Origin of the sequence: Leptothoe sp. LEGE 181152 (genome assembly GCF_032906605.1) — a bacterium.
In the GTDB taxonomy this organism is placed as follows: domain Bacteria; phylum Cyanobacteriota; class Cyanobacteriia; order Phormidesmidales; family Phormidesmidaceae; genus Leptothoe; species Leptothoe turfae.
This window is the reverse complement of sequence record NZ_JASATU010000003.1, coordinates 38,132-62,187: the sequence shown is the minus strand read 5'-3', so window position 1 is coordinate 62,187 and position 24,056 is coordinate 38,132. Positions and strand designations below refer to the sequence as shown.

Annotated in this window: 5 protein-coding genes and 3 pseudogenes; 3 read left to right on the top strand and 5 right to left on the bottom strand. The window is 42.1% G+C overall.

Going from position 1 to position 24,056, the window contains the following annotated elements:
• Positions 1-36: 36 nt before the first annotated feature.
• The 4 genes and pseudogenes from QGP82_RS01450 to QGP82_RS01435 all read right to left on the bottom strand — a co-directional run.
• A complete protein-coding gene (locus tag QGP82_RS01450) occupies positions 37-5,973 on the bottom strand; it encodes an SDR family NAD(P)-dependent oxidoreductase (RefSeq protein ID WP_499056747.1) in 5,937 nt (1,978 codons plus the stop codon).
• Positions 5,974-6,015: 42 nt separating this feature from the next.
• Positions 6,016-12,672 (bottom strand): amino acid adenylation domain-containing protein, encoded by a 6,657-nt coding sequence (locus tag QGP82_RS01445; protein ID WP_499056746.1) that lies wholly within the window; start codon positions 12,670-12,672, stop codon positions 6,016-6,018.
• Positions 12,669-13,721: pseudogene (locus QGP82_RS01440) on the bottom strand (class I SAM-dependent methyltransferase); the annotation flags it as partial. The gene QGP82_RS01445 and the pseudogene QGP82_RS01440, both read right to left, overlap by 4 nt.
• 609 nt (positions 13,722-14,330) lie before the next feature.
• Positions 14,331-17,285: pseudogene (locus tag QGP82_RS01435) on the bottom strand (non-ribosomal peptide synthetase); the annotation flags it as partial.
• A gap of 1,663 nt (positions 17,286-18,948) precedes the next feature.
• Between QGP82_RS01435 and QGP82_RS01430 the strand changes: the two are divergent.
• A pseudogene (locus QGP82_RS01430) lies at positions 18,949-19,086 on the top strand (ISAzo13-like element transposase-related protein); the annotation flags it as partial.
• A 544-nt stretch (positions 19,087-19,630) separates the two neighbouring features.
• Here QGP82_RS01430 and QGP82_RS01425 read toward each other — a convergent pair.
• Complete coding sequence (locus QGP82_RS01425; RefSeq protein WP_163659773.1) at positions 19,631-20,635, bottom strand: helix-turn-helix transcriptional regulator; 1,005 nt, start codon at positions 20,633-20,635, stop codon at positions 19,631-19,633.
• Between the two features lie 2,154 nt (positions 20,636-22,789).
• Here QGP82_RS01425 and QGP82_RS01420 point away from each other — a divergent pair.
• Complete coding sequence (locus QGP82_RS01420; protein WP_163666334.1) at positions 22,790-23,047, top strand: acyl carrier protein; 258 nt, start codon at positions 22,790-22,792, stop codon at positions 23,045-23,047.
• Between the two features lie 618 nt (positions 23,048-23,665).
• Positions 23,666-23,854 (top strand): hypothetical protein, encoded by a 189-nt coding sequence (locus QGP82_RS01415; RefSeq protein ID WP_163666336.1) that lies wholly within the window; start codon positions 23,666-23,668, stop codon positions 23,852-23,854.
• Positions 23,855-24,056 lie beyond the last annotated feature (202 nt).

Here is a 24,056-nt window from a genome sequence, read left to right as displayed (position 1 = left end):
CCATCAAGAGTTGATTGAAAGGGCAAAATCTAAGTTTTACAGGGCTGATTTGACTTCCTCCTCTGTAAGTGATGCAAGTTCTTCAATGATCATCTTTTCGATTAGTAATTCGAGTTCTGAAATGGAAGGTGCCTCGAATAGCAGACGAAGAGATAAGTCAACTTCAAATACTTCGTTGATTTGGGAAATTAATTTAATCCCAATGAGTGAATCGCCCCCTAGATAAAAGAAATTATCATGAATACCGATAGGCTCAAAGCCTAAAACTGTTTTGAAGATATCAGCCAATTTATGCTCCAGATCGGTTTCTGGAGCAACATAAGCAGTCTTTAGATTGGGTCGCGTATGCTGAGTTAATGTATTTACAGATTGCGCAGCATCTTCCTTTGAAGACTCAGGGTTTCCCCACTTGTTGATCATCTCCTTTAAGTTTCCTGGAGAGATCAATACTTGATTTAAGTTTTCCCAGAGAAGAATGCGTTCCAATGCCTCGATTCCTTCTTGTGGCATCAGACCGAGGTCACCCCAATTTTGAGCTAAAAACTGACGCGAGGCTTCTGCCTCACCTATTTTCCAAAATCCCCAATTTGTTGTTATCCAGGGGATAGAAGACCGTTGATTGTGCCAATGTGTAAATGTATCTACAAAGAACATTGCTGCTGTGTAGTCAATTGTACCTCGGCCGCCCAAAACAGAAGATAAAGAGGACATTAGCAAACAGAAATCTAAATCCTTATCTTGTAAAATTTCGCTTAGCACCCAAGTTCCGTAGACTTTGGGCCGGAAGTTTTGCTCGAATTGATTTTGGTTAATGCCTGCTTCGATGAGAGATAAGCCACCTTCGGAGGTATTGAGACCAGCTACATGAATGACGCCATTGATCGGACCAAATGCTTGTTCAGCCTGGGTTAAAGCGACTTGCATTTGCTGAAGGTTGGCGACATCGGCTTGAATCGATAATACGTTGGCTCCTAATGCTTCTAATGACTGTATCTTATGAATTTTACGGCTGATGATATCATCTTCATCTTCATGGGCTGCCAACCATTCAGCCCATTCTTCCCTGGCTGGTAAGGCTGAGCGACCCGTCAGGATCAACTTGGCTTGCACAGTTTGTGCTAAGTGTTCTGCTATTAGCGACCCAAGATATCCCAGTCCACCGATGATCAAATAAACGCCGTGATGTCTGAAGCGAGTTTGCTCATCCTCAATGCTCTTTAGAGGTGTCTCCTTTAAAATTGGTAGCCAACGGTGACGCTCTCGATAGGCAACTATAGTTTCCATGCTTGGGGTGGTAATCTCTTGCAATAGTTGAGAAACGCGCTCTGCAACTATTGGCTGATTATTTTCTGGTAAGTCAATATCAATGAGGCGACAGTCAATATCCTCATATTCTTGAGGAATAACCTTGATGGCGGCAAGGAGAGGTGCTTGTTCTGGCTGTAGTTTTTCGTCTCCATTGACCAACTGTATCTGGTTAGAGATCACCGTTAGCTGTAAAGGATTGGAGTTATTAGTCTGCTTACCCATGACTTGGGCAATGCACATTAAGCTATAAAGTCCGAAATGCTGCACTGCCTGAAAGTTCTCAATCGCTAACGTTAGCGGCTGTTCAGATGAAGTGATGCTCCAAAGATGTAGAACTTTTGTGGGTGTTAAATTAGCCTGTTGGAGAGCCTGGAATAGAGAGCTGTAGTCGTTTAGCTGGTTTGGATTGAGTGTATAGCTGTAATGATGTTTGCCTTCTGCATCTGTAGTCTGCAGACAGTCAAAGTAATCGCCAACCTTAACCATCACAACATCATGGCCTGATTCTTGGAGCGATTGTCCTAACTGAACGCCTAAACCATAGTCATCCGCAAATACAAGCCAGCATTCTGGATCGACAGCTGATTTTGTTGCGATCGCAGGTCGCAATAATGATGAGCGTGTCCAAGCAGGAATATAAAACCAATCAGCAATATCCGATTTTCTACCCAGTGGATTAAACGTGTTTTGAGCAGTAGTTGTAGACGTTGTCGTAAAAGCATCGGGCGTACTAGATGTGCTAGGTGAGTCTGCTTGGGCAACAAATATTTGTTGCCCAAATACTTCGGTTGCAGAGAATGCCTCCACCTCAACAAATCCATGGCGCTTTAGTGCAGCCTGCCATTGCTCTTTTGACACAAAGGGATTACCCATGTTGCGATCGTTATCGTTCTCATCAACCGGATTCATCAACAGAGCATCAGCAATATCAAAATTAAGCTGAGGTTGAGTAAATTCCCAGATAACAAGGATGCCCCCAGGTGCCAATAAAGATCGAACATTCTCAAGAGCTTTCTCTAAATTGCGGGCCACATGGAGAACATTTGAGCCGATGATAACGTCAAAATGATGTAATGAATATCCTTGCTCTTGCGAAGACTGGTCGATGTCTAGGAAATCATATTCAACAAATGAGTAATCCTTAAACTTCTCTTGTGCTTGAGTCAAGAATAAACGACCAACATCAGTAAATGTATAGCTGGTTTGTTTTGGTGGTAATACTGGTAGTAATTCAGCTGTTGTGATGCCAGCACCACCTCCAACTTCTAGAATTTTAAGCTCTGTTTGAGGCGTCAATGATTTTATCAACTGAGCTAAAATAGCGCGGATAATTGATTTATAATAATAAACCTCTGGAAGCTCTAAGCTATACTCATCTTGGATTTGGTTAACTAATTTTGAGAGAATATCCCAAGGTTCTTTTTGTCCTGTTAAGACTGTTGCTAAATTTTCACCGCAGTTTTCGACAAGCTCTACAAAGTTTAGATTTTTTGCCCATTTTGCTTTGACATCAGCCAGATGATTCTGAATGGTGTTCCTTGAGCAAGGAGCAAGATGAGTGAAATAGTTATCCTCCTGCTCTAACTGGCCAGATTCTAATAATATCGCCAGCCAACGCTCTAATAGTTGATGATAACGAGGAATTGTGTGGCTTTGTTCCACTAAATCTGCCATCGTATATCGACTTTTTGCGTCCAGGAAAGTGCCTAATTGTCTAAACGCCATATTGATGTAAGCAACACAGAGCTGATCCAAGGCTTGTTTATTAGCTATGTGGGTGGACTCATCCACAGTAGCTAATCCATTCTTTGCCTGTATTTGACCAGCTTGTACTAGTAATGTCCATCTGTCTGATGCGGACAAGAGTAATTGAGGGGATGCTACTGCTTGAGGTTCAACCCAATATCGCTGGCGTTCAAAAGGATATGTTGGCAAAGGAAGCCGATGGCGACGTTCATTGCTGTAGAAGCTTAACCAATCGATTTCGATGCCTGACAGCCAAAGCTGTCCAAGGTTGTTTAGTAAGAACGCAGTATCGGATTGCCGATCGTATGCATGACGTAATGAAGATAAGATGTCGGTTACTTGATTTTTCTGCGTACCTAAACATTGCAATGCCAAGCTACTTAATGTTTGTCCTGGTCCAACCTCTAATAACACCGAGTGTTGCTGTTGATGTAATACCGTAACACCATCTGCAAACCGGACGGGTTGACAAAGATGTTGGACCCAATAATTGGGATCGGTTGCTTGTTCGGCAGTAATCCAGTTTCCGGTTAGGTTTGATATATAAGGAATTTGAGGCGTATTGAGCTTAATATTCCTAAATATTTCAGTGAAAGAGGGGACAATTGACTCCATCATATGGGAGTGGAAAGCATGGGATGTTGCTAGCCGACGACAGGCGATACCTTGGCTCATTATTTGCTCTGCCAATGCATCAATGGCTTCGGTTTCACCAGCGACAACGCAGGCTGAAGATCCGTTAATAGCGGATAAAGAAATCTTTTCACTGAGTAGTGGATGAACCTTTTGCTCTGGAAGTGGAACAGCCAGCATTGCTCCGTTCGGCAAATCTTGAATCAACCGGGCTCGTTTCGCTACTAAGGTCAGAGCGTCTTCTAAGGACAAAACGCCAGATAAACAAGCAGCAACATATTCACCAATGCTATATCCCATCATCGCCGTAGGATTGATGCCCCATGATTGCCATAGGGCTGACAACGCATATTCAATGACAAAAACTGCCGGCTGGGTAAGATAGGTTTGATTTAAAGTCTGGGTAGCTTCATCAGGTTTCTCTTCCCCTCGCCCCAGCATCTGACGGAGATTAATACCAGACTGAGATGATGATACGTTTACCGGTGGTTCAGGATCTTTAGATGTATCCATCTCTTGATTTCGATTGGGATAGATCACATCTCTCAAGTCAAGTTGAAGGAGAGGCTTGAGGTAGTCACAACAGCGATCAATTTGTTCCCGAAAAGCTTCTTCAGATTGATATAAATCCCATCCCATATTGATGTATTGGGATCCTAAGCCTGTAAACATGAAGGCAATAGTGGCCTCATCAGCCTGGTTGTTATCTGAGATGCTGCTGTATATCCGTTGAGGATTTTGAAATGCACTGAGCGCATCTTCAACATCATGACAAAGCACCATGCGGCGGTAATCAAAGACTCGACGCCCCATTTGAAGTGTGTAGGCAGCATCGGCTAAATTCACATCAGGGTTCTGTTTTAGGAAGTCGGTGAAATTGGCCGTCATCGTCTCCAGGGCAGAACTGGTCTTGGCAGACAGCATAACTAATTGCCATGGACGAGATGAGCTAGACGTTTCCATCAATGGCGCTTCTTCTAACACCACATGGGCATTGGTGCCGCCAATACCAAATGAATTTACACCTGCCCGTCGAGGTGTGTTATTGGTTTCCCATTCTGAAAGCTGAGCATTAACCTTAAAATTGCTGTTCGTAAAGTCAATCTGTGGATTAGGCTGCTTAAAATGTAAGCTGGGGGGAATTAATTTATGTTTGAGTGCCAAGGCTGTTTTGATTAACCCTGCCGCCCCTGCAGCAACATCCAAATGCCCTACATTTGTTTTGACGGAGCCAATCGCACAAGGCTGATTGTCTTTAGAACATCCAGCAAAGGCTTGAGTCAAAGCAGCAATCTCAATTGAATCACCTAAATGCGTTCCACTACCATGGGCTTCTACATAGGTGATTGTTTCAGGGGCAGCTTGGGCAATGGCCTGTGCTTCTCTGATGACATTTGCTTGGCCATCGACACCCGGTGCTGTAAAACCGACTTTTAGCGAGCCATCATTATTGACTGCAGACCCCTTAATAACAGCATGAATATAGTCACCATCGGCAAGGGCATCCTCTAAGCGCTTAAGGAGAACTAAACCGACGCCATTGCCACCGATAGCACCCTTTGCTTCAGCATCAAAAGCACGACAATGGCCATCCGGTGATAGGACAAGACCTTCCTGATAAAGATAGCCTGTTATCTGAGGGACACGAACCGTAACCCCCCCAGCTAATGCCATATCACACTCACCATTGAGCAAGCTTTGACATGCTAAATGGGCCGCCACTAGCGAGGTCGAACAGGCTGTTTGAACATTAACGCTTGGACCTTTTAGATTTAAGTGATAGGAGGTACGGGTGGGTAAAAAGTCTTTATTGCCACTTATCATTAATTGAAAGATGCTAGCAGAGTCTGAGGTATCAACAGTGGGATACAGATTATTTAGCAAATAGGTGTTGGTGCTAGATCCAGCGTAGATACCAATGGCACCTGAATAGTTCTCAGAACTATAGCCAGCATTCTCTAACGTTGCCCAGGCTTGTTCCAAAAAGAGACGATGTTGCGGATCCATCCTTTCTGCTTCTCTGGCACTGGTGTCAAAGAAAAAAGCATCAAACCATTCAACATCTGACAAAATGCTATTAGCTTTAACATAATTTGGATGATTGACTAGCTTTGCATCCACTCCAGCGTCTATTAATTCTTGAGTATCAAATCGAGAAATAGATTCTATGCCATGGCACAAATTATGCCAGAATGCTTCAATATTAGGTGCGCCTGGAAATCGACAGGACATGCCGATAATAGCAATTTCGGAACCATTAAAGTTTGATGACTGGACTGGATTCATTGAATAACCTCCTTTGGAAATAAATAGCTAATCTGCCCTCACTCACTGTTGAGTTGTTCTATACTGTTTTCTCAGTTGCCGGGTTTGTGAGATCGCAAATCGACGCCCTTGACGAGCGATAATTCGATCTTGTGCTTGCTGCCCAGAAGTGATGGCATGATGCGATTGGCTAATGTAATTTGCCAGTAACTTAATAGTCGGATATTGAAATAAATCCACGACTTTAAGATTCTGATTTAAATCCTTATTAAGGAGAATTTGCATCTTTACCAGAAGCAAAGAATGTCCCCCTAAATGGAAGAAATTAGCATTTGTACTAATATCTTCCAACTGTAAAACCTCTTGCCAAATCGAGGTAATCTTACGTTCAATTGATGTTTTAGGTGCTGTATAAGGTGCGTCTGAAGTTGCTTGCTTATCCGGTTGAGGCAAAGCTAAACGATTTATTTTACCATTGGGTGTTAACGGGAGATCCTCCAACATGACAAATGCCGACGGTACCATGTAGTCGGGCAGTTGGCTTCTAAGAAACTGTTGTAGTTCGTTGATAATGGTTGTGCCAGACGTTGAGAGGTCTTTAGCCGCAACAACATAACAGACCAACCGTTTGTTGTCGCTCGAATCTCCTTGAGCAACGACAACTGTTTCCTGAACAGCGACATGGGTAAGTAGCGTTGCTTCAATTTCCCCTAGCTCGACTCGGAAACCGCGTAGTTTGACCTGATGATCGTTGCGCCCAAGGTATTCAAGAGTTCCATCTGGCAAGAACTGTACTAAATCGCCTGTCTTATAGAGCCTACCGGCCTGTGGGTGAGAGATAAATTTTTCAGCTGTCAGTTCGGGGCGGTTCAAATATCCCTGTGAAACTCCTATCCCTGCGATATGCAGTTCACCAGGTACACCAATGGGCACTGGCTGTCCTAAGGAATCTAACACCAATACTTGTGTGTTCGCAATCGGCCGACCAATCGCAACTGTGTGACTGGACAACTGTGAAGCATCTATCTTATGAGCCGTAGCATAAACAGTGATTTCCGTTGGACCATACAAGTTCCAGACACCGGTTGCCCTATCTAATAGTTGATTAGCTAAATTACGAGATAAAGCTTCGCCACCACAAAGAATCTTAAGCTGGACGTGATGACCTTGCCATCCAGCAGCCAGGAGCAAACGCCAAGTTGCTGGTGTTGCTTGCATCAAGGTCGCGTTAGAAGTTGTAAGACATTGCTTCAACTGCTGAGCATCCATGGCAACCTGACGACTGGCAATAACAACACAGGCACCTGTTATCAGGGGTGAGAAGAGTTCCACAACAGACATATCAAAAGATATAGAGGTTACACTCAGCAGGATATCTGTAGGGATAATCTGGAACTCGTGCTGCATTGCCACCAGTAAATTGACCACATTTTGATGGGTGATTTTTACACCTTTAGGTTTTCCTGTGGAGCCCGATGTGTAAATTACATAGGCTAAATGATCAGAATGCTTGGGTTTCGTTTCACTGTAGGGAGTTGTTTGGCTAATTAGATCCCACTCCGTATCTAGACAAAGTACATGGGCAGGATGATCCAGCAATTGTAATTGTCCGATGAGATGTTGCTGAGTTAGTAGGATTGAAACCTGGGAGTCTAATACAATCGATGAGAGTCGCTCCTGGGGATAACTGGGATCGAGCGGTAAGTAGGCTGCACCAGCTTTGAGGATACCTAGCATTCCTACCAACATATCTAGAGAGCGTTCCAGATACACCCCAACTAGCATATCGGGTTTAACACCTAAAGTTTGCAAATAGTCCGCCAGATAATTTGCTCTCTGATTTAATTCACTATAGGTCAGTTTCTGACCATCAAATACAGCTGCAATTGAGTCAGGGGATTGCTCAACTCGAGCTTCAAACAGCTCATGAATACATGAATTACGAGGAAAGTCTATTTTAGTATTATTCCAATTAAGAAACTGTTGCTTTTCAACAGAAGTTAATGGCGATAGCTCACTAATAGATTGAGAAGGTGCCGCTACAATGCTTTCCAACAGTACTTCAAAATGCCCAATCAGACGTTCTATCCTATCTATCTCAAAAATGTCTGTATTGTATTCTAACCTGCCCATCAAACCTGATTCGGTCTCAACCATATTAAGACTCAGGTCAAACTTTGAAGTATTGGTATCAATGGGTGAAATATCAATGGACAGGTCAGCCGCGTTAAAAGTCAATTCCAGCGTATCTTCAAAGGAAAACATTATCTGGAATAATGGAGAATGTCCTAGATTTCGTTCTAACTTTAGTTCTTCTAGTAATTTTTCAAAAGGCAAATTCTGATGAGTATAGGCCTCTAAAGAAACCTTTCGTACTCGCTTCAATAAATCTTGAAAGCTAGGATCTCCAGATAAATCAGTTCGCAATACTAACGTATTTACAAAACACCCGATTAACGGTTCAATCTCAATTCGATTCCGGTGGGCAACGGGAACTCCCACCAGAATATCCGTCATGCTAGTGTAGCGATAAAGTAAGACTTTAAATGCTGCTAACAGCATCATAAAGAGAGTCACTTCAAACTGTTGACTGAGTGTTCTAAGTGCTTTAACAAGCTTCTTAGGTAGTGTGAATAGTTGCGCGTTACCTGAAAATGTCTGAACTGAGGGTCGTGGCTTATCCGTGGGTAATGCTAATAGAGTTGGCGCATCAGCGAGTTGTCGTTTCCAATAAGCTAATTCAGATTTCCAAAAAGCTTCCTGTGAGTATTGCTTTTGCCAAAGTGCAAAATCTACGTACTGAATTGGTAGCTCTGGTAATGATGAAGGCCGACCTGTGGAGAAAGCGTTATAAAGTGCCAACAGTTCACGCATCAATATATTGCTTGACCAACCATCTGCAATACTATGATGCATGGTTAGTACCATCAGATGGTCGGCTGTGCTCAATCGCAGAAGTTTAAAGCGAAAGAGTTGATCAATATTTAAGTCAAACGGTTGACAGGCTATTTCTGTTGCTAAATGCTGTATCTTGGTCTCTTGTTCAATACTAGAGAACTTACTCAAATCCACGAGTGGTAGTTCAAAGTTTGAAAAGGGAGCAACAACTGCATAGGTTTTCTCATCCTTGTCAAGAAATCGAGTCCGTAAAATGTCGTGACGCCTGAGGATTTCAGTCAGACTTTGTTCTAAAACATCGACGTTGAGTATTCCCTGTAAACGTATTGATGTAGCGATGTTATAGAAGGGATTATTGGGCTGCAACTTTTGTAGAAATACTAATCTAATCTGAGCAAACGATAACGGTAGCTGATCGCTGTGGGGACTCTTCTGAATAGGAGGTAAATTATAGTGGGGCGTCATTTGCAGTGCTGCTTTAGCGGCAACTGCAAGTTCGGCAATCGTTGGTGTATCAAATAAATTGCTAAGAGATAATTCGATTCCCAATGTGGTTTCAATTCGAGCGATAATTTGAGTCGCTATTAGGGAATGTCCACCGAGTTCAAAGAAATTATCATGGATACTAATTTCCCCAATTCCTAAAACCTGAGCCCAGATCCTGACAATGGATTCTTCGATTTCATCACGAGGAGCAACAACCGATTGCCCTAGGTTATGGTGAATGGCATCAGGAGTGGGCAAAGCCCGACGGTCAATTTTGCCATTCGGTGTCAAGGGCATGGATTCTAAAGATATAAAAATCGATGGAATCATATAGCCGGGCAAAGTTTTTCTCAGCCACTGCTTCAGTTCAGAGGAATTGGGTATTGCAACACCTTGATAGACAAGATAGGCAACAAGTTGCTGATTGCTAGATTCATCGTCCCTAAGAATAACGACAGCCTGCTCCGTAGCAGGATGCGTTGTCAAAGCTGCTTCAATTTCTCCTAGCTCGATTCTAAAACCACGAATCTTTACCTGATGATCAATGCGCCCTAAAAATTCAAGATTGCCATCCGGTCGATATCGAACCAGATCTCCTGTCTTATAAAGATAAGCAGAACTAGACTCTGTTAAGTGAGCTATAGATTTTCCTGAAATAAAAGATTTCTCAGTTAAATCAGGCCGATTTAAATAACCTTTAGCAAGATTAGTGCCACCGATATAGAGTTCCCCAGGAATACCAATGGGAACCGGTTGCATATGGCTGTCAAGAACATGGGTTTGTACATTATTAATGGCTTTTCCAATGGAGGGAGCCCAATGCTGTTCTAACTTAGCAGTCACTATGCCAGATGTTGTCACAACCGTATTCTCAGTTGGACCATAGTTGTTTATGACTGTAAAAGGTATGTTCTCAGATGGATATTGTTTTAATTTATCTCCCCCAGTTAACATAACGCGTAATGCTGTCTGAGTGGGCCAGTCCAAAGAAAGTAGGGCTTCTGCCAAGGGCGTGACAACAGCTGTCACTGTAATTGAATTTTCTAGGAGCCAGCTTTGTAAATTTCTAGGAGAGCGGAGGATGTTTGGCTCTACCAAATAGAGCGTTGCCCCAGCTGTTAGGCAGGGATAAACCTCTAAAACACAGGGATCAAAAGCAAGCCCAAAAATCTGTGTGACATGATCGCAAGTGGATATCTTAAAGGTAGAGTGATGCCAGAATACAAGGTTGAGCAGCCCTTTATGTGGTACGAGAACTCCTTTGGGTTGCCCGGTTGATCCGGATGTATAGATAATGTAAGCCAGGCTTTCGGCAGTGACTTTGCTATCTGGATTAACGTTACTTGCTTGGTCAAAAGCCTGAACAACAGCATCTAAACAAAGGATCCGTTCCTGGAAAAATGACAGGCTAGGCAATAATGTTTGCTGCGTTAGTAAGATGCTGACTTGGGAATCAGACAGCATAAATCTCAAGCGCTCTTGGGGATACTCTGGATCAAGGGGGACATAAGCCCCGCCGGCTTTGAGAATTGCCAAAAAACCAATCACTAACTCAGGCGATCGCTCAAGACAAATACCGACCAAGCTATTGGAGCCTACACCTAATGTTTGTAAGTAATGAGCTAACTGGTTTGAGCGTTGGTTTAACTCACGGTAGGTGATTTGCTGATTCCTAAAGACAATTGCGATCGCATCCGGTGTCTTTTCTACTTGCTCTTCAAATAACTCATGGATACAACGCTCATAGGAAATATTAGTAAACGTATTATTATTCCACTTTACCAATTGCTGTCTTTCAGCGTTCGTTAATAAAGGTAAGTTGGAAAGACACTGATCTGGATTGGCCACAATTGCTGTTAGTAAGGTTTGAAAATGGCCGATCAAGCGCCTAATTGTGGCATCGTCAAATAGCTCTGTATTATATTCAAACCTACCAATTAAACCACCCGTAGTTTCTTGCATCGATAAGCTCAAATCGAACTTAGCAATGGCGACTGGAGTTTCCCATCGACTAAGGGTAAGCCCCCCTGATTCTATCTGCTCGATTCCTAAACTCTCTAAAACAAATACAGCTTGGAATAACGGTGTATAAGACCGATCCCGCTGCGGTTGAAGTTTTTCTACTAATGTGTGAAAGGGAAGATCTTTATGTTCTTGGGCTTCAAAGACAATCTGCTGTACATGCTTGAGAAAGTCTCGAAATGAAGAGTTCCCTGATGGTTGAGTACGGATAACAACAGTATTCACACAGTAACCGACCAGTGATTCCAGGCTACGATTATCACGATTTGAGATGGTTGTACCAACGCACAGATCAGTCTGATGTGTATAACGGTGCAGCAACACCTGGAATGCTGTAAGAAGCAATGTGAAGAGAGTTACCCCATGCTGCTGACTCAATTGCTTGAGGGATCTCGTCAAATCCGCTCCAAGCGTTAACGTAGTTGCCTTTCCACGATTAGTTTGAATAACCTGTCGCGGACGATCCGTCGGTAGCTGTAAAAGGGGAGGAGCACCATTAAGCTGCTGTAACCAATAATTCAAGTGCTTTTCTAGAACCGTTTCAAGCTGTTGCTGTTGCCAATAGGCAAAGTCGGCATACTGAACAGAGAGTGCTGGTAGGGGTGAAGGGTTACCGACAAGAAATGCTTCGTAGAGAGTACCTAACTCTTGGATGATGACGCCACTGGACCAACCATCTGCAATCAGATGGTGCATGATAAAGATCAAAACATAGGATTTATTTTCCAGGCGGAAAAGCGAAATACGGAAAAGTTGCTCCTGTGCCAGATTAAATGGACGCTGAACTTCGGCAATGGTAAATTGCTCAATTTCTGCCCGTCGATCGACCTCTGCAAGATGTGAAATATCTACCTGAGATAACTGGAAATCATTGAGCGCTTGAATAACCTGAACTGGTTTTCCATTTCTACTTACAAAGTTTGTGCGCAGAATTGCATGACGAGCGATAACTTCCTGTAGAGAGCGCTCTAAAACATGAACGTCAAGCTGCCCCTCCAACGCCACTGCAAAGGTTTGGTTGTAGGTCGCTAGATTATTGTCCAACTGTTCGATAAACCAGAGCCCTTGTTGATTAGGAGCTAATGGTAAAACACTATCAGACGGAGCCGGTGAAATAGTGTTCACTTTGACAGCAGCAGCCGTCATCGTTTGAGACAGAAACGAGATGATTTCGGATTTATGCTGTGCCAGTTTGTCGCGCAAAGCAGGTGTAAGGACATCATGAGGCGCATTGCAGCACAAGCTATCGCCCTCTAACCAGAGTCTAATATCCTTTTCACTCAATTCGAGCAGAAATTCCTGTATCGAACTCATAATTTGATTTCCATCCGTTGAGATGATGCAACATCAATAGGGGCTTGTAATTTTTGAGTGATTTGCTGAAATTTTTCAATAGAGTCTGCTAAAGCTGCAAGCGTAGGCGTTTCTAGCAAACGTTGTACAGACAAATTGATTTTCAATTTCTCACGCAGTCGAGAGAGAACCTGAGTCGCTTGTAAAGAGTCGCCTCCTAGGGCAAAAAAGTTATCTTGGGACCCAATTCTCTCAATTTGTAAAATTTCTTGCCAAACACTGGCAACCAACTGTTCCATATCATTTTGAGGCACTACATACGTGGCCTTTGCTTGGGAATGAAGCCCCTTCAATGTGCTCAGCGATAGGCGATCTACCTTGCCATTCGCGGTCAAGGGTAATGCATCTAGGAGAACAAATTGATGCGGCACCATATATTCTGGCAGTTTTTTGTTAAGGAAATTCTGTAGCCTTTCGGGTTTAAACTGCTTCACTGAGGATGGGCCTTGGGCAACCAGGACATCAAAGCCAATATCATCGGCAACTGAATCGGGACGATTTAGGAAGGTACTGTTTTCAAATCCAAGATGACATAAAACGCTCTGCCATTGTTCTTTAGAAGGAACGGGATGCTCTGGCCGTAAACTATTATCTTCAAACCGTTCAAAGCCTTGCTGTAGACCCATATTCAAATCAAACGCAGGATGAAATCTTGTTTTCTCAATAGCTAAAAGCAATCCATTGGGAGCTAACAAAGCACGAATATGCCGCAACGACTCTTCAATTGATCGGGTGTTATGCAAAACTGTTGCAGCAATGATGATGTCAAACGAGTGGGGGGCATAGCCTTGCTGGTAAGGATCTTTTTCAAGATCAAATCGATTGTACTCAATGAAGGAGTAGTCGGCAAAACATTCTTGAGCTCTCTGTAGAAAGAAGTTAGAAATATCGGTGAAGACATAAGTTGTGCGCTCAGGCGAAAATAATGGCAACAGGTGAATTGCTGTTGTTCCGTAGCCAGCGCCAACTTCTAAAACTCGTAATGGTCGATCTGGTTCTAAAGTGTTAAGGTAAGCACTCATAAAAGCTTTAGAAATCGCATTACAATCGGCAAACATTAACTGATATATCGTCTGAGTGTTATCAGATGTGTAAATCTCTGCCGAGTGAATTTTTTCAGTGATAATGTCTGCTAATTCTTCTAAGGGAGTTTTTGGCATGAGGGCAATCCAGTTTTGCATGAATTCGTCACTGCAAGATAAGCTGGATTGAATCTCTGCTGTTAAAGGTTGGAAGACCGTTGCTGGCAGATCTGCAATGCTTTTGAAGTGCTGGCCCTGTTGCTCTAACAATCCTGCTTTAATCAGTGTCTTGAGACCGCGAAGTAACCACTTGCGATAGCGAGGCGCAATTTGACATTGCACTATGATTTCATCCAGTGTGTACGCGTCTCCTATCGATTGGTAAATACCTAGCTTCTTCAATGCCTTACAAACTGAAATCAGATGCAAATGATTTTGATAGTCCCAATAGGCTGAGAAAGTAGATCGATCAAGCGTCCAGAAGGTTTGTTCAGCCTGTTTATATCCTGCTCGGAGAAGATCTTGCCATTGTTGCTGATGCTTTGAAGAGTTTGCCCGCTCTATTTGCAATAAGCCAGATTCTTCGCCAGGTTGAAGCACAATATAAGCCACTAGAGCCTGGTTCTCATGAGTATTTTTTAATGTCGTAACAACGGCATTTTTGATGGATTGATGCTGCATTAAGGTAGCTTCAACTTCCCCAGGTTCAATCCGATATCCGCGTAATTTTATTTGAAAGTCGACTCGCCCTAAAAATTCAATATTTCCATCAGGTAAATAGCGCCCTAAATCACCTGTTTGATAAATTCGCTCACCTGTACGAGGGTGTTGGATAAAGTTAGCCTCTGTTTTTTCCTTATTTCGCCAATACCCTTGGGCTAACTGAACTCCAGCACAGTGCATCTGACCTGGAACCCATACGGGACAGTCTTCTAGTGCATCATTCAAAATGTAGTACTGCGAATTAGCCATTGGCTGACCATAGGGAATACTTTGCCAATTAGGATCAACCTCCTCAATTAAATAGCCAATGTTCCAAATCGTTGTTTCTGTTGGACCACCAATACTTAGTATTTGTATCTGTGGCACGAGAGCACGTACCTGATTGGGGAGCGAAACGGGTAGCCAGTCTCCCCCTAAGATTGCTAGCCGTAAACTGTCAGGTAGACTTCTAGAATGGCTATCTGCATAGCGAACTAGCATCTCCATCATGGCAGGAACTGAATTCCACAACGTCACCCGATGTTGCTGCAATAGGCTGGCCCAATGAGCCGGCTCTTTAACTAAGGCTGCATCAGGTAGAACAATTGCTCCCCCAGTACTCAAAAGTCCGAAGATGTCATAGACTGATAAGTCATGATTAAGTGCCGTAAGAGCTAGGATGCGATCGCAGGCATCAATGTTGAAGCGCTGGTTAGTATTAACAACCACATTGATAACGTTACGATGTGAAATCATCACACCTTTCGGATTGCCTGTAGAACCAGACGTGTAGATCACATAAGCTAAATCATCAGAACCTTGAACAAGTTCGAGATCCTCTGTAGATTCATCTGCCAAGGAAAACTGATCAATATCATCCACATCCAAGCAGTGAATTTCTGAAGGATATTGCAACTGTTTTAACCAAGATTGAGTGAGGACAATCCGCGCCTTACTATTCTCTAATAGGTAAGATAACCGCTCTTGAGGAAGCTCAGGACTAATCGGAACATAAGCTGCACCAGCCAACAAAGTCCCCATCACTGCAACAATTTGTTCCCACCCCTTTTCCATCACAATGGCTACTAGCTGGTTAGGGCGAACGCCTAAGGCACGTAATCGATGGCCAACTTGCTTTGATAATTCATACACCTCTTGATAAGTGAGGTTGCGGCGGGAAGAAATAACCGCAACCTCTTTGTCCCTTAGTTTTACTTGTTCTATAAATAGCTGATGCAGAGTGATTTCAGGAATGGGGATTAATTTAGCATTGGCCTTAGAGCGTTGGTTAAGTTGATTTGGTAAGGCAAATTGACGACTTGTCTCAGTCCAAGCTGACTCAGATGATGCCAACTTTTGCAGGAATCGACAATATGCTGAAAACATATCATCAACCAACCCTTGTGGAAATAGCTCTTCAACAACATCCCAGTTGAACGTTAGAGTATTATTCTCTTCCCAAACTTGAACATCTATCCAAGCTTGTGACGCTTGGCTGATGCCATACACTAACTTGCCGAAGTGACTAAACGTACGAGTGTCCTGTCCCAGTGAACTGAAACCTAACGTGCTTGTAAAGATAATTGGCATAGCACTGGGCGCAGTGCCTCGCTTGCGGGATAATTCTCGTACTACACGGACACCACTGAAATAGCGATGTTCCAAGTCTCTCCATAATTGCTGCTGAAGCTGCACTGCTTGGTCCGCAAAAGATTTGGGCACTGAGTGATCGGCTTCTAACAAGGTAACAGACGTAAAATCCCCCAAAATATGGCTAACTTGGGGGTGCATCGGCAAACGGTTGAAAAGGGCAAGATTTATAGTGAACCGAGGAATTTTACTCCAAACTGCCAAGATTTCAGAAAAGGCTGATAACAATAATCCAGAGGGTGTTAAACCAGCTTGAGCTGCTTTCTGCTTCAATGCTTGCCAAACAGACTGTTCTAACCCACCTTCGTATCGTCTACATCGATGATGCTGAAGATCGCTAGGACGTTTTGCTAAAGGTAAATCTGGCGCTGGCGGTAGGGTATCCAAGCGATTCAACCAATAGTCTTGTGATTGTCGATACTGTTGCGTCTCCTGTAAAGATTGCTCAGCTAAGACATAGTCCCGAAATGAAATTTCAAGGGGGACTAATTCAGCGTTAGATGCTTGATAAAGCTGAAACCATTCATCAAACAGTCGAAATAGGCTCCAAGCATCAAATATTTGCAAATCATAACTAATATGCAGCCGAATTTTGCCTTTGTCTAAGCGCGTCGCCCGAAACTCAAACAGCGGATATTGGTCAGCAGGTAATACTTGATGAGACATTCGATGACGAATGTCGTTGATTCTAGCCTTTACTACAGGATCTGGCTGCGATCGTAAGTCTAATATTTCAATTTGATAAGGAGGAACTTTTTTCAGAACTTGCTGTTGCCCATCGGGCAAAACAATTGCCCGTAACATATCATGGCGATCAATTAACTGTTGCAATGCCAAATTCAATTTTTCTAAATCTAAATCATATGACTCAATCTCGTAATAGCCATGATTGGCAACCTCACCCAGTTCCAACGCACCACTGCGCCCTACCCAAAAGGCGTGCTGCATATCTGTCAAAGGAAAAGGCTTATAGCGATCTTCTGGCCGAGGTGCTACGTTAGGTAGCTGATTGACGTTAACATTCAAAACCTCACTATATTGATGTAATAGCGAAAGTAACTCTGCTTTATGCTGCGTAATAGAACAACTTATATCTGGAGTAATAGCTCCCTTAGGTGCGTCAACTTCTAACGCATCGCCGTAAAGAGATAATTTTACTCCATGACTGGAAAAATAATTTAACAACGAATACAGATCCATAATTACACCAAAGTAAATTGATGATCTACTTATCTCATTGCGAGCCAAACAGATTACAACTCTTGTTCCTGCAAGCTTTAAAAAGGAATACTTAATGTGTTTATTTTACTAGGCTATTTCGTTTCGAACATCAGAAAACTAGAACTAATCTTTCGAGGCCTGTTCCAACGATTCTAATCTACCTCGAACAATATCAATTTTTCCGATGCTACCTGGTCATAGCAAGAAGATAAATCCGAGCCTAGCTCTATAACTAAAGCATCAGGATGGGTCGTAATATGGTTCACTACAACATCATCAATCAGCTTTGTTCCAATAGCAATTCCCGCTTGATAACTCCAACTATACCAATCCTCCGAGTCAGCAGCCCAATTTAATTTCTGCCTCCATTCCATAGCTCTAGGATTACAAAACAGCCTATTCTCTCGCTGATGTTCATCAGCTCCTCCCCTAAACGTAAAAATTGTGGGGTGCGAGGAGCCCCGGTTAGTTGTGTCATCAGCATAGGAAGGATGTCTCCGTACCCTTAACCTATCGTTTGCAATGGTATTAGGATTAAGTAATACAGAGCCCTAAATATTTCTGACGTTCTACACAGTCAATAGAAGAATGGAGTTCTAATTTCTGGATTTACCTATCCTTGTATTCAATAGAAGACATGCCTACATCAATATAAAGTTCTCAATTGCATAGAGCTACCTCAATGACAGCTCAAAAATTGCTACCACAGAGATTAGGACGTTGCTTGCAACAACAGATGGAACGTTAGGTTGTGGAAGGCCATCCGCCTAAATTTTATAATTCTCACTTGTTTCCTAACATCCATACAATACTTTTCTGAAGGCAATGGATAGATATTCCATACCTTCGCTCCCGTAAAAATTACATGGAGAAACCCAGACAGTTGATTCACCTATTGAGTAGGCTCAATTTCTTTACTCTAGCCGTATACTCCACAGCTAGCAAAGTCATTCTAACTATTAGAAGACTATCTTTCGTCTGAGTCTTTCTTCTCAAGATACCCCCCTTTTCCAACAGGATTATCTACAGAGTGCAATAGTAACGATTCTCAGATGGTATTCATCTATGTATAAGCAGTCAAGAATTTAAATTGTGAGCCATGCATCTTGCTATCAGGTTAATCTAAAAATTCGCTAAGCCTAGGGTTTGAAAAAGCATTTATGCTTCAAAACCCAGCTACTTAGGCCGCAAATGTTTGTTCATTAACTAACCTTATCCTCTCTTATCTGACCCAAGTTAATACTACAGGACTAAAGCAGTAATCAGTTCATCACAATAAATATTTCCATATTTCCTATCCCAAACGGATCATCATCTATCCTCAGTAGAGCATAAATGAACACTGTTATGGTTCAGTAGATAAGAAAACAGCCTGGATGAGGGGACAGTATCGTTTAACGGCATGGGCTATAAACTCCAGCAGGGTCGCGAGCGGAAACATTCGCCTGTTATAGGTGCAAATCACGCGTATCTCACAAGGGACGGTCCCGTACCGAGAGCCGGTCAAGAGATACTCAGTGACATAGCTACACCGCTCTTTGAGCAGTTGCCTGGTCCCCCTGCTTACCGCGTACAATGACCGGCATCAGAAAAGGGGTATCGATAGCAATGACATGTTTGTGTTTCTTGAGTCGTCCTTGGGACCAGTCGAGACACCTTGGAATTTGCCTGTGACTCCATCTATCATTGGTGGACTCAGCATGGCATCAACGACTATCCCACGGCTACCTCAATTAGCCCCTTGTGTGATGCAGGCGATAGCAATAGTGCTAGCCACTAGATCTTCCAAGAAGATTTACAGCTGTTGGCCCATGACTTGGGCCTCGAGATTCGGATTGCTCATTGGAACTATGTTGCTCAAGCACAACAGGTCTAAAATTGGAGTTTATCAAATCCTTTTTCTTGAGCGGTTACTATACCGTTCAAGAACAGTTAGTGTGGACCCTTAGGTGTTCCAGGTTACTAAGACGTTAGCACAATGATCCTTTCTGAACCTCCCCAAGGCTTTCTCGATAAAACAACAACCTTGTTCCGTTCTCAACGCTTAATAGATAGACTTGGCCTGCGTCCACTATTTGGCTCAAGAGAGCTATCTTCAATTCATTTCAGATGTGCATTAGAGTATACACAATACCTATAGGAGGGTATATTGAATTACGACATTACATCGTTCAACCTCATTACAACCCCCTTTACTAGTTAAAGTTGCTGGATATATTGAAACATTCCCACTGGTCGCTGACTCACTACCTGGAGTTTGGCGGTGTTACCGATGCCCGTTAGATTCACCCCTTAATTCAGCAACACCTCTTTTCTCAGGCTCCCTAAAAGATCGATGCTCTATAAACAGTCGGGGGCACACCAAATTTCTCTTTAAATGCAGCACTAAAAGACGTTTCACTAGCATAGCCGACAGCTCGTGCAATTTCAACAATACTGAGCGCCCTGGTGGCAAGTAAGTCTTTAGCATGATGCATTCTATGCTCTCTAAGATAGCCAAAAGCAGTTTTACCTAAAACTTGACGAAAACCAATCTTGAGCTTGTAATCATTTAGACCAACTAGTTTAGCTAAGCTTGCTAATGAAGGTGGATGAGCTAAATCATTTAACAGAATCTCTTTGGCCCAATGAATTCGATCGATATCAGTAGGTTTGAGGGCAGGAGTTCGAGATTTTGTCTTTGCACTAGATGAAAGATGATCTAGAAAGCAGGCGAATACTTCAAGTGCTTTGCTTTCTAGATAAAGACGTTTTGTGAGGCCATGGTATGGGCACTTTAAGACTTGCTGCATGGCCATTTTCATTGTGTGCGTCATCCAATCAGTTTGTAAATAAGGGGACCTATCTTTCCCTTTCATAAGCCGCTGAAATTGGGTAGGGAGCGACTCAGCACGGCCATTCAATAAAGTATCGAGCACTTCAGTATCCATGGAGATATTGATAAATGAAAATGGTTTTCCAGCACAATACTCAATTGTCCCAAGTGTATCGGATGTAACACCCCAGCCAATTTGCCCTGATTTGAAGCTCAATTCCTCTTTGACCCCTTTGATCGTTCCCCTGGAACTGCCTGAAACGCAGAAGCCGAGAGTCAAAGATGCCGGGTGGCTAAATTCAGTCTCTAAGATAAGACGCTTTGGAAATAAAGTATTTTGTACCGATAGCTCAAATCCTGGACGTAACTTATAACTCTTTACCAAACCATTGCAAATACGCGACGGAAATATCAACGTATGCTCATATTCTTCTGAACTGATCGCTAAATCTTCTTGATGACTCAATTCGGCAAATAGTTCGTCTATATTTCGAACAGAGAAATTTACTTTCATGACGTCTGTGTGCAAAGTTTGATGTTGTCAATGAGTAAGTTCAATAAGAGATTTCAGTCTAAGGTCATACTTATTGATATGTTCCTAACATATGTATGAACTTACTCTCTTTTACACTTACTTATTCGGAGGAAGCCTGAAGAATGCTGAGCATTTCTCTAAAATCACTTTGTTAGCCAGCAAGATTAGCGTAAGAAACTATTTTAACGAGCAGAGAGGGAAGCTATGAAATTATGCCCGTTTCCGAAGAATCAATTGAGTCATTAAAATGTGAACCATCATTTTTGTGAACCATCACTTTTGTGAACCATCACTTTTGTGAACCATCACTTTTGTGAACCATCACTTTGGATGACTCGGTTAAATTCTTATACTCAGCTCTTGCACGTATGTTGGTGATGAGGCAATAACCCACGTCGGGTTCAAAATCCAACGCTAATTAAGGGCTGTCTGCTAAGGTGAAAACTTGGCCGTAGGGCTCTGGATATAGAGCTTTTACCGATCTCTCAACCCCTTTAGTGGGTTTTGATTCGATTAGCCGTGCAACTTTGAGTCCATGGTGAGCTAACGCCGCCTCGCCAGTTGCAAGATCTGAGCCTTTTACGAATAGCAGGGCTGTTCGCTCAACCGGCAAGAAACACAATTGTCGTGATTCTGTCGACAATCAGTCTATTTTAGGGTTGATTAGTTTGTGTTTCTTAGGAGTTATAGCTTCTAATCAATGGTCGGTAACATTTCCATCCTCAAAGGCCCGTTCGATGACCCAGCATCCTTTGGCAGAATGGGACTTTTGATTCCTTATGGCATAAAGCGACCTGAACAATCCATCAAATAAATCCATAGCTCATTGGATAAAGTTTACCCCTCCGATGAACTCCATTGCCCCAAAAGAGATACTCACTTGCAGTGACTTTACTTGTGTAAGAGCTTTTTCAAGAACCTACTGTCTCAAACATATTCAGGAACGTTGGTAGTCGTAATTGCAGCACAAAACGTTAAACCGAACGTATCAATTGTGGTACACGTCTTCAACCTTCTGTTGTATCGCTAAAATCATCATCCAAAAGCCATGAATCGTTGTGTTAGGACAACACCCCGACTGTAGCCTTTCAGGTTGACTTAGCTTTCTATGTTTATCCTAGATTCTATCTCCATACTTTCTTTGCTTGCCAATAGTAATAAAGCATTATTGAGAATTTATGTCAATAGATGCCATGCCCCCTTTATATTACATATCGCTTGAGATAGCTTTCAATTGCTAAATCGGCACTGTAATGCGGCGGAATCATATATAACCGATGCGCTGTCAAATGGCGATAGGATTGATAACTTGCTAAATCTAAGCTCATTGCCAGAATTATTTGGAGTCTGATAACGCTAATCAAATAGCAAAGGAATGTAAAGCAATGAGATTTACGTCATAAAGTATGATATAGAGTATATTATTAAGTAGATCCACTGAAAGGTTCTTTAGCTACTGGTAATCTTTCTTGATTGGTCTATCTGAAAAAAGTCACTCATTCATCTGTCATAAGTAGTCTAGGTAACCTTTAAAGAGTCAATTCTGAAGGTTAAGTGATTTGAAAAAGCTTTTGCAACACTTATGTTGTTTAGAGGAATGAAATACTTTAAAATTCAGGCTACATGGAAATGGACCGTTACTTAACTTTTCCTGGTCGGCTTGAATATTTCATCTGTTTTCTAGGTTTATCTAAACTAGCTGTTCGTTTTTCAATCTCTCTGAATTGTATGTTTGAAGTTTAGAGTTGATCGTTGAATGGGGAAAGTTGTTTATTTTAGCATCCCTGTCGATTGAAGCAGTAGATGTTCAATCTATAATGTTACGTTTCGATATTATCGTTTTTCCTGCTGATGAGACGCCTTGGTTTCCTGGTTAAGGTTTTTGGGGTCAAGCTTTTCCTTATTTGACTTGAGAATCTGGAGGGCTCCTTGTTGTCATGGGTAGAAGTGACAATAACGAAAGCTGGATAACATATATCTAGAAGATACGTACTGGAGTTTAACCCTCCTAAAGCACTAGATTGAGAGAACCATACTCCACTTTTTTCAGAATTGAGATGGAAGCATCAAACAGTTAAACAACTTGTTCACCTCTTAGAAAAGATTTAATTGACTTATCGAAGTATTTAATTTATGAATGCATTACAACCAATGAATGTGCTCATGGATATTTTATATGAGCTAGGTATTCCAACAGATGAGCTTAATCCAGATTCTTTCCTTTATAAGGATTTACAGTTGGACTCGACAGAAATAGTCGAAGTCGCTGTTGTACTGAAGCAGAAATTTGGTGTCAGGATTAAGCTAGAAGGCCGTCGAGATAAGACTTTAAGTGAGGTTTGCGATTTAATCAATTCATCCATATCTAAAGATTCTGAAAATGCTAGTTAAGCAGACTCATCTTGTTTTTGGAGAGATTGTGAATCATGTGGATGGGATTAGCTTGTTGAGGATTGTTTACATGGAAAATTAGTTTTCAAGCCTAGATTTTGACAGACGGGTACAGAGTGATTCTAGATTAGTGATAGCTAAGATTGATTGTCTTAGTTCATATCCATCGTCATTTAAAAAGTTCTCAATCCATGAGTAAAGGCTATTATGGTCAGTATTGATGAAGAGTTGTTTGATGTTTCCAGGCTTTCTGCATATTTAAATAGTTGACTTGCTCTGTAGAGTCAACTACCATTCTGTTATGAGAGAATCTTTTCTTATAATAGAATATAGAGGAACGCACTTTGTTACAGTCAATGGCTTAGTTTAGGTTATTGTGTTGTTAAGTGATATAGCTGCTGAATGTTTTTTGAAAAAGATTAGCTTTCAATTATTTTTGGACGATTCTCAAGATTTTTGGAGAGTACATGATTCTTGTAGTAAGTTTTTGTAGTAGATCAAGATTTGAGATTAGGAGGTGCTATCATCGCTTACTTTCTTCACTGCCTGCTAGATCAAGATAGGCAAGAGCTAATGAGTTCGTTGCGACCTCAACATCGTGTTTACATGAGAAATCACTTGGAGCAGATTGCTTTTGGTGGACTTGCTTATGATGAAGACTCTGATACCACTGTGATCTGTATTTGCTTAAACGTCGAGTCAGACTCTGAAGCAAGCGACTTTGTTAAAGATGATCCGTATTGGGAGGTTTACAAGCAGGTTAAGATTGAGAAGTTCAAGCAAATGATCCCAGGAGTGATTACTTAAAGACGATCATACGGTGTAAAGTCGGTCTTCAAAGCACTTCTTTTCGGTGTTGCTGTTTTTGGTAAGTCTTTAAAATATGAGTTGCTGTTTGTGCTTTGATAATTTGTTTTCGCTTAAGGAATTTCAACTAAGCGTAAGACATTTTTTCCTTCTAGAGATTCTGCCTAAGATTTTATTAGGATAAATCTTAGGCAATTGGATA

What these genes read in the sequence shown, in the direction of transcription:
- QGP82_RS01450 (WP_499056747.1), bottom strand. Translation starts at nt 5,973, where the DNA reads ATGAATCCAGTCCAGTCATCAAACTTTAATGGTTCCGAAATTGCTATT.
- QGP82_RS01445 (WP_499056746.1), bottom strand. Translation starts at nt 12,672, where the DNA reads ATGAGTTCGATACAGGAATTTCTGCTCGAATTGAGTGAAAAGGATATT.
- QGP82_RS01425 (WP_163659773.1), bottom strand. Translation starts at nt 20,635, where the DNA reads ATGAAAGTAAATTTCTCTGTTCGAAATATAGACGAACTATTTGCCGAA.
- QGP82_RS01420 (WP_163666334.1), top strand. Translation starts at nt 22,790, where the DNA reads ATGAATGCATTACAACCAATGAATGTGCTCATGGATATTTTATATGAG.